The organism is Pontibacter rugosus (assembly GCF_042678745.1).
Classification (GTDB): domain Bacteria; phylum Bacteroidota; class Bacteroidia; order Cytophagales; family Hymenobacteraceae; genus Pontibacter; species Pontibacter rugosus.
Window position 1 is genome coordinate 1 of record NZ_JBHTLD010000211.1, and the last position, 8,350, is coordinate 8,350.

Below are 8,350 nucleotides of genomic sequence, written 5' to 3' on the forward strand. Positions count from 1 at the left end.
AAAGCGTTTATCGTTAGTAATATATATTATTCATATCTGAGGGGAATATGGAAGTAATCAACAGGGTAGACAGTTATAGTAGTAGAAGGTGTACAGCGTCATTAGAAAAAAACAAAGCTCCTTTTTTTCAAAGGTTAAAAAGCAGGCTGACGAGCCCCTTTAGGTTTGGCACACCAGCTTTTTTTATTCGTAAGAATGGCTTTGCAAGGCTGCGGCAGATCAAGTACCTTCTCGATGACTATATTTTCAAGCGCAGGTATAAGGAGATTGATTACCAACTGGAGTTCCAGCAGGAGTTGACCTTCGTGCTGCCTTTTGCTTATTGGCACCACTTGAATGGTACCTTAGGGAAAACTGTTTCTTCTAAATTCACAAAGGAACTGTACTTTTTCAGTGATCATCATGAGGAGAAATATGAAAAAAGGCTTAATCGGCTCTTAAAAGATAGCTATGAAATTCCCAACATGTTTCACTGCCCAACCGTCTCCTTTGATAAGTGGGCACAGGTGCCGCTGAAGGAGCAATATAGAAATAGCCATTTTGTGTTCGGCAAACCCCTGTTAATTATCGCGAATAAGTATAATACAGAGTGGAAGCAAGCTCCTGTTAACTTCTTTAGCATTTCTATGCTTGACAAGGTGCTAGCAAGATTTGGAGAAAAGTATCAGATCGTCTATAACCGTCCGGGGCCTGATTGTATTGTGATGGATAATAGCGAGATTCTGGAACTGCAGGAAGCTGCTTTTATCCGAAAGTATTATCCTGATGTAATTTTAGCAGAAGATCTGTACCAAGCCAATGAGGGGTTAGTGAATAACTATAACCACTTCCAACTGATGTTGTATGCCAATTGCGATCGCTTTCTGTCGGTGCACGGAGGAACGGCTACCTTGGCTAGTTACTTTGGTGGTAAAAACATCATCTTATCCAAGCAAGGCTACGAGCATAGGTACAACGAGTTTCATACAGTTTTTTCTGCCTTATCGGGCGCAGAAATATACCATGCAAAGAACGATGCCGAGGTGCATGAGCTGCTGGACCAACATTATTAAATATTGGAGTCAGTGTTTTTAGCTGTGCTTTCGGCGGGTAAATGGGGCCTTATTTTTAAGTCATGAAGTGCAATCTTAGCCCAGAGCCTTACAGCTTTAAGAAATATTCGGGTGTCTACGTACATCCTGAGTGCTTTTGTTAGATTTGCCTCTGCATACTGCTTATTTCCTGTTTTCTCCCAAAGCACATGCGCTATTCTCATGCCGTAGTTGGCAAAGTTTTTCTGTGCACGCTTCAATACACGTTTTCTGTGCTCCGGTGGCAGGTGCTTTTGTATCATCTGGAATAGCTTGTTAACATCCTCCAAGTACTCTCCTGTATAAAATTTTACCCCTGAAATAGAGGCAGAATGTTTTCTGTACTCGGCTAGCACCCGAGATGTAAAAGCAACCGGGTAATGCTTGGCAATGCGTACCCACATCTCCCAATCCTCCCCGTAAGTGATGCCGTAAAAACCGCCAAGTTTCTCGTAGACTTCCCGTTTAACAGTAATGGTAGCGTACTGTATTTGCTGTTTTTCGCTGATTCGAAGAAGCCAGTTGTCAAGTATCTCCCACTGTGAGTCATCATCTTTCACATGCTTGGAGATGATATCGTTATGCTCGTTTATGTTGAAGTGGCGGCAAAAAGCAGCGCCAGCCTCAGGAAAGTCTTTGAACAGCTGCTGCATGGTAGTGTAATAGCCGGGTCGAACACGGTCATCCCCGTGCAAGATATGCACCAGGTGCCCTTTGGCTCTGTTAAGGCAGGTTTCAAAGTTTCGGAGGCTGCCCACGTTCTGCGGTTGCCGGTAATAGTTCACTCTTCCCTCTCCGAGCTCTAGTACCAGTTTCTCCACGTCGGCATCGGTGCTGGCATCGTCTATTACCTCAATCTGCATTTGTGAGGCAGGTACGTTCTCGGCCAAAACGCTCTTTAGAGTATGCACCAGAAACTCTGAACAATTGTATACAGGTATCATGACAGACCACATCGGGCGGCTGGCAGACGGTGCGAGAGGAGGTATAACCGGAGGAGAGGTAGGAATACGTTTCATAACTTAAACTAAACTTCAGGATGTTTCATGCAAAATGCTTGAGCTTCATGTAAAGCCGCAGCCTTATTCGCATACTTTATCAAGTTTTCAACCACTGCTTCATGTGGTGGTGGAGTTCTTCGGCTGGCCAGTTACCTACCAAAAATCTGCCCAGCCGAAAAGGGTCTGAGCCGGGTGTAATCACCCTCTGGTCTGTAGTGAAGGCAGCGGTGAAACCAGCTTCTGCAGCCACTGCCATAGTCTCTGAGTTGTAGCTGCCATAAGGATAAGCCAGCGTACGTACCTGTTTTTGCGACACTTCCTCCAGAAACTGCTTGTTCTGCAGTATCTCCTGCCGCTGTACAGGTGTGATATGGGCAGCAAGATCCGGGTGCGAAACACTGTGCCCTCCTAAACAAAACAGCCTGTTGTTACTCAGTTCCTGCAACTGCTCCCGGCTCATACTATGGCTAAGGCAATGAGAACAACTATTAGCCGCCGCGCCAGCCCAGTCCATAATCATACCCAAACACTCCTGCTGCTCGCTGTGAGGCAGGGGGCGCAGCACTTCCCACACTCTAAGGAAAAGCCTTGCTCTTGCTGTAGGTGGGGGTTGCACGTACGCTTTCCATTGCCGGTGTTGCTCCTTTATACTTTCTGTAAGGTACTGCTCCGCAGTAAGCTCAACTGAAATCAAGGTGTTCTTCAGCGGCATGTTGAATGCTGGGGGGAGAGGTTCCATATGCAGGAATACCTGCTCCAGCACGTCCCACCAAAATGCTGTTTGTTGCCCAATATTGCCAGAGCTCACAAAAAAGGTGGCAGGTAGTTTGTACTTCTCCAGAAGCGGTTTTGCCTCCAGGAAGTTGTCGATATAGCCATCATCGAAAGAAAGGGCAATGCAATTCCTCCGCAGCCTGTTAGCCAGGATGTCATCTGTAAGGTCAGGCAAAGGTATGACCCGCCATTTGCTGCTTAGTAGTTGGAGTTGCTCCTCAAAGTGTTCAGGACTTACGCCCAGGTTCCAAACATCCGGGTCTAGCTTTGCCACACGATGGTACATGAGCACCAATGCCTTAGGCTCCAACCTTTTTCTTATACTATGTAAGAGGCGCTTAATCAACTTTTAATAGCCTTTACAGTTATGGTAACCTGGTAATGCGGGTCGTTAAAGACAAGCTTGTCCAGGGGAACCTCCTGCAAGCCCATGCCATAAAGAAAAGCCGCCGCTGTAAAAGCATTTCCGTGGGGAGTCACTTCTGCAGTGCTTTTCGGAAATGTTTCCTGCATCAGGCGCTTCAGGGCTTTGTCTGTAAAAGACCAGTACCAAACATCCTCCCATTCCCCATAATCTATGGGTGTGATATAAGGCACTGTAAGCAGCATTGTGCCTCCCGGTTTAAGTATGCGGTAGCACGTGTGCAGAGCTCCTTTAAAATCATAGATCAGGTGCAGCGTCTGCGTCAGGATGAGGCAGTCAAAAGTATTATCAGGTATCTGAGGGGCATTGCTGATGTCGCCGATCAGAGTGGCTTTAGGGTTGCTGTTGTTTACATGCAATATGTCGCTTTGGGTTACTTTGTCGCCTCCGTAGCGCACAGTGTAGGAGTTGTCCCCAATCTCCAGTACACGGCCTTTTACACTATCTGCCTCTTGCTCCAGGAAGTTTTCTATGTAATATCGGTCTACAGGTCCGCCCCGGTCGTAGCCAAACTGGGTACTGAAAGGTGTGTACCGGTTAAAATCGCCAAGTGCTACTTTGCCGGGGCGCGGAGTGGCCGTGCCCGCTAGTATGAACTTTAGTTTGTTCCGGATTCTGCTGGAAGGGATGTACTTGATCATCTGGTTCATAATGGTTACGGTGCTGGTGCTACTGAATGTGTTACGGAGAGAGAGACTGGGGTCGTACCTGAGGAGGTTGTAGTACTCGTACATAGATAGTGACTTCTGCTTCTGTAGCTTTGCCAGCAGCTGCTCGGTATAGTAGTACTGCCAGGCTTTTCGCCCTTCGGTATAGGCCTTCATCTCTTCAGTGGTTTGTAGTTGGTTTTCCTGGCGCTTAAGTACCTCCATAGCTGTGTGCAACATCAGGGGCACATTGTTAGATGTGTTGGCATGGTGAAGGCGGTAAGCCGCCACCTTGGCCGTATGGTGCAGAACAGGGTGCTTTCTAGCGATCCGGAGGTAAAGGTCGTATTCTTCACAGCCTCTTAGGGTATAGTCGAACATGAAATCCTCCAGCACCCGGCGCCTGTACATTACGGTAGCGTGCATACCAATGTAATTCCCCTTCAGCAGGTGCGTGTAGTGATTCTGATGCACTTTTCTTACTTCCGGCACTATCTTTCCGGCCTTGTCGTATACTTTGTCGTGGCAACCGGACACAAATGCCAGCTGTTCTTGTTGCTGCAGGTAGGCCAGGTTGGTGGCAATAGCCTCCTCGTAGAGGTAATCGTCTGCATCCAGAAAAACCAAAAATTCTCCTTTGCTGTAGCGTATGCCTTTGTTCCGGGCAGCGGATGGGCCGTGGTTGGCTTGATAATAATAAATGACACCGTGGTTCTTCTGTGCGACCTGCTTTGTATCATCGGTGGAGCCATCATCCACCACAATAATTTCGATGTGAGGGTAAGTCTGGCGAAACACGCTATCCAGAGCCTCCTGCAGGTGGTGCCCGTGGTTATAACAGGGTATAACCACCGAAACGAGCGGGTGTGGAGTACGCGCTGCCATACTAGTTCCTATAAGATTTGAAAAGGCGGCGCTGGTGCCTTTTGTAATAAATAAACCCGGAGGCCATCCCCCGCATTTCTGCCCAAATGGTAGAAGTGCGGGAGGTGTATCTAGGGAATCCGTCTTTGATGAGTTTGAAGTAAAACTTTGGTAACACCTGCAACAGGTGCTGTTTATAACCTGCTTGCTTCTGCCGTTCCTGCTGCAGCAAGGCAGCTACAGTAAATCCGCGCATGTAGTAGAATAGCTGCTTCTTAAGGCCTTTTGTCTCCCTTCGGTGCTCATGAAACACGATAGCCCTTGGGTTGTACTTGATATTCAGGCCCGCAGATAAAATCCTGTGCCACATCTCAGAATCACCGTTACAACCAGCTGCACCTACATCGAGCAGCTCATTAAATAAGCCCACCTGCTCAAAAACCGACTTACGGAAAGCCATATTGGCGCCGGCACCAATTTCCCATACCGGAGGACCAATAGCCATTGTGGCATCTATGAAGTCTGGTGTATATGTTTTATCTACATAGCCCCGGTTAAAGCTCCAGTACTTTTCAAAGTTCACCTGCGCTTTTGTTTCCAGTTTAGCGGCAATTACAAGTCCGGTCATAGCGGCCACGGAGGCATCCCGGAACGTATCCCACACCCAGTATGCCCATGTGGGATGCACCCTTACATCGTCATCTACATAGGCTACAAGTTCATACTTAGCGTGCTGCAGTCCTGTATTTCGGGCTATATCCAAGCCAGGTCGATGCTCTCTGACATACGTTACCTGCTTAAAAAGACTGGCTGCCTCAAAGGTGCTCTCGTCTATAGGGGCGTTGTCGATGACCAAAATCTCTTGTGGCACACAGCTTAAGCTAAGCAGGTTTTGCAGGCATTCCTGTAGTTGCCCTGCCCGGTTACGGGTGCAAATGATAACAGATACAGGAACCGAGGCAGGCAACTGTTCGGTACTGTCTGGTTGCAGATTTTGCCTGGCCCACTCGGCCCATTGGCTATACTCCTTGTGCTGGAGCAGGGACATATTAGGTTCCTTATCGTGTGGCGCAGCGATGTATTGGCGTAAGGCAGGCTCTATCGCTGCGGCAAGTTTGGTGAGGTAAACGTCATCTGTAAGCACTTCCCCTGGTTTTATAAACAAATGCCCAAGGGCTCTATCTTTCCACCAGAAAACAAGATAATAGCCGGAGTGCCTGTTAGCGGAAGGCAGGGGCAGCGGAGACTGCTGGTCCAGTGCGATGTGGTGGATAAGGTAAGTAGGGTGCTGTGGCATGATACTATCTGCTTGATTGTAAAGTGAGCGCTTTGCTTTCTATGCGGAATGGGAACTGAGGGCGAACGGCCCCCCACCATTTCTCAAAGTAGATGATGTCTCCGCGGTAATCTTCCACATCAAAAGCCAGGCACTCTTCAAAATAGAAAAGCGGCATAGAAACATCACGCGCCACATGAATGCTGATATAATAGGAACCATCGTTGAGGAAGTTGCCCGGAATAGTACATTCGCCTTCCACCAGACCTTTCTGACAGACAGTTGCCGGAGAGAGCAGATCAAAGATGCAGTCGCCGCTGTAGGAAAACAGAACCAGCCCTATGCTGATGTTCACCTCTTCCAGCATGTTCCAGAACTGAAACGTAACGGTGAGGGGTGTACGCACATCAATAATGCCGTCTGAGTGCTCCAGGTGTGGAGTGATACTAACCTTCTTAAAGCGGATCTTATCGTTTCCGGGGGCTTCGTCGGGGGTGCGCCAGGTTTGGTTGAGCTTGAATTTCTGGAGGCTCGCAATATACTTGTTAACCACAGTGGAAGATGGGCCAATCTCCCGCATCTTACCTTTATCTAACCAGATAGCACGGTCGCAGAGGGTGTTAATGGCTTGCATGTTGTGGCTTACAAAGAGTATGGTGCGTCCTTCGGACTGCGAAACTTCCCGCATTTTACCCAGGCATTTTTTCTGAAAGTCAGCGTCGCCTACCGCCAGCACTTCATCCACAATCAGGATGTCAGGCTCCAGGTGAGCAGCCACCGCAAAGGCCAGGCGCACATACATGCCCGAGGAGTAACGTTTAACCGGAGTGTCTATAAACTCCTCTATGCCTGAAAAGGCCACAATCTCATCGAACTTGGCTGCCACCTCAGCTTTACCCATGCCAAGTATGTAGCCGCTTATGTAAATATTCTCCCGGCCGGTCAGCTCTTTGTTAAAACCAGTCCCTACCTCGAGCAGGCTGCTTATCTTGCCTCTGCCCCTGACCGTGCCTTTAGTGGGTTTCACGATTCGAGAGATAATCTTTAAAAGCGTTGACTTTCCTGAGCCATTGCTGCCAACAATGCCCATAGACTCTCCCTGCATGACCTCAAAATTGATATGGCGCAGTGCCCAGAGCTGATCAGTGCCAGCGTCAGGGGAAGCGGTGCCTTCCTGGTGGAAAAACGGATCTTTCTTACCCTGAATGTATATATTCCACCACCGCTGCAGGTCCTGCCGAAACGACCCTGTACCGATAGTTCCCAAGCGGTACAGTTTGGAGATGTCTTCTACCTGAATGATTTTTTCTGCCATGGCTTACACTACATCTATCAATTTATCTCCCTGCTTGTTAAATAACAGCAGTGCAGCGCAGAAAAACACCGTTGTAAAGAGAAGGCTGTACAGCAGCTGTGGAGCTGAAACAGTTCCTTCACCTAGCAGAGAAAGCCGGAAAGCTTCAAACAGAGGAGACAATGGGTTGAGCTGCACGACCCACCGAACCTTTTCCGAAACCGTTGCCAGCGGGTAAATGACAGGCGTGACATACATAAACAGACGTATGCCCAGGCTGATCACGTAGCCCATATCACGGTACTTAGCTGTAAGCACGGAGAAAAAAAGCCCCATGCCCAAGGCCAGTAGTGCCGTAGCAAGCATTACCACCGGGAACCACAGGAGATGTAGCCCAAGCGGCAGGTGTAACCCTCGGAAAAAGCTATAGTAAGCGATTAGAAGCAGCAGAAGTATAAACTGGATCAGGAAGTTGTACAACTGTGTGTGAATTATGGAAAGCGGTATAATGATCCTGGGGAAGTATACTTTGCTGAATAGGTGCGCATTATCGCGAAAGGTGGTAGCTGTGCCTGTAAAACTATCACTGAAGAAGCTCCAAAGTATAATACCTGAAAAATAGAACAGCACTGGCGGCAGCGTGCCTGTAGCTATGCCCACCAACTTTCCGAACACTACAACATAGGTAGCAAGAGTCAGCAGGGGCGGGAACAAAATCCAGAATGGCCCTAGTATGGTTTGCTGGTAACGCAGCAGGAAGTTTCTTTTAACGAGCCCGCCCAGCAGGTGGCGAAAAGTCCATAGCTCTGCTAATCCAGTTCCGAGGTAACTAGTTTGGCTGGTAATCTCCCAATCCCACTTATCTTTAGAAGTAGACATGCATTAGCTCAAAAACTGGGTTTGTGGTATTAAACTGTTGCTGCGTTGTAGGTAAGCTATACTTGAAGATGTAATTAGCTGACACTCCTTTGTAATCTATACGTAATATAGTATTATATAG

General features: G+C 48.0%; 7 protein-coding genes. 1 reads left to right on the forward strand and 6 read right to left on the reverse strand.

Translation table 11 applies throughout. The features are described from left to right. The first annotated feature begins 47 nt into the window (after positions 1–47). Positions 48–1,052: a hypothetical protein gene (locus tag ACFQ2O_RS17830; RefSeq protein ID WP_377530992.1), complete on the forward strand. Its 1,005-nt coding sequence runs from the start codon at positions 48–50 to the stop codon at positions 1,050–1,052. Here the strand turns inward: ACFQ2O_RS17830 and ACFQ2O_RS17835 are convergent. From ACFQ2O_RS17835 to ACFQ2O_RS17860, 6 genes are all read right to left on the reverse strand, one after another. Next, positions 1,049–2,089, reverse strand: a complete 1,041-nt coding sequence (locus ACFQ2O_RS17835) for a glycosyltransferase family 2 protein (RefSeq protein WP_377530995.1) — start codon at positions 2,087–2,089, stop codon at positions 1,049–1,051. The two genes, ACFQ2O_RS17830 and ACFQ2O_RS17835, sit on opposite strands and share 4 nt — an antisense overlap. 79 nt (positions 2,090–2,168) lie before the next feature. After that, positions 2,169–3,155: a polysaccharide deacetylase family protein gene (locus tag ACFQ2O_RS17840; RefSeq protein WP_377530998.1), complete on the reverse strand. Its 987-nt coding sequence runs from the start codon at positions 3,153–3,155 to the stop codon at positions 2,169–2,171. Between the two features lie 32 nt (positions 3,156–3,187). After that, positions 3,188–4,801, reverse strand: a complete 1,614-nt coding sequence (locus ACFQ2O_RS17845; protein ID WP_377531002.1) for a glycosyltransferase — start codon at positions 4,799–4,801, stop codon at positions 3,188–3,190. Between the two features lies 1 nt (position 4,802). Further along, on the reverse strand, positions 4,803–6,077 hold the full coding sequence (locus ACFQ2O_RS17850) for a glycosyltransferase family 2 protein (protein WP_377531007.1): 1,275 nt from the start codon (positions 6,075–6,077) through the stop codon (positions 4,803–4,805). A gap of 4 nt (positions 6,078–6,081) precedes the next feature. Continuing rightward, positions 6,082–7,371 carry an ABC transporter ATP-binding protein gene (locus ACFQ2O_RS17855; protein WP_377531010.1) on the reverse strand — a complete coding sequence of 430 codons (1,290 nt, stop codon included), beginning with the start codon at positions 7,369–7,371 and terminating at the stop codon, positions 6,082–6,084. Positions 7,372–7,374: 3 nt separating this feature from the next. Then, positions 7,375–8,229, reverse strand: a complete 855-nt coding sequence (locus ACFQ2O_RS17860) for an ABC transporter permease (protein ID WP_377531014.1) — start codon at positions 8,227–8,229, stop codon at positions 7,375–7,377. Positions 8,230–8,350: the final 121 nt, after the last annotated feature.

What these genes read in the sequence shown, in the direction of transcription:
- ACFQ2O_RS17860 (WP_377531014.1), bottom strand. Translation starts at nt 8,229, where the DNA reads ATGTCTACTTCTAAAGATAAGTGGGATTGGGAGATTACCAGCCAAACT.
- ACFQ2O_RS17850 (WP_377531007.1), bottom strand. Translation starts at nt 6,077, where the DNA reads ATGCCACAGCACCCTACTTACCTTATCCACCACATCGCACTGGACCAG.
- ACFQ2O_RS17835 (WP_377530995.1), bottom strand. Translation starts at nt 2,089, where the DNA reads ATGAAACGTATTCCTACCTCTCCTCCGGTTATACCTCCTCTCGCACCG.
- ACFQ2O_RS17830 (WP_377530992.1), top strand. Translation starts at nt 48, where the DNA reads ATGGAAGTAATCAACAGGGTAGACAGTTATAGTAGTAGAAGGTGTACA.
- ACFQ2O_RS17855 (WP_377531010.1), bottom strand. Translation starts at nt 7,371, where the DNA reads ATGGCAGAAAAAATCATTCAGGTAGAAGACATCTCCAAACTGTACCGC.
- ACFQ2O_RS17845 (WP_377531002.1), bottom strand. Translation starts at nt 4,801, where the DNA reads ATGGCAGCGCGTACTCCACACCCGCTCGTTTCGGTGGTTATACCCTGT.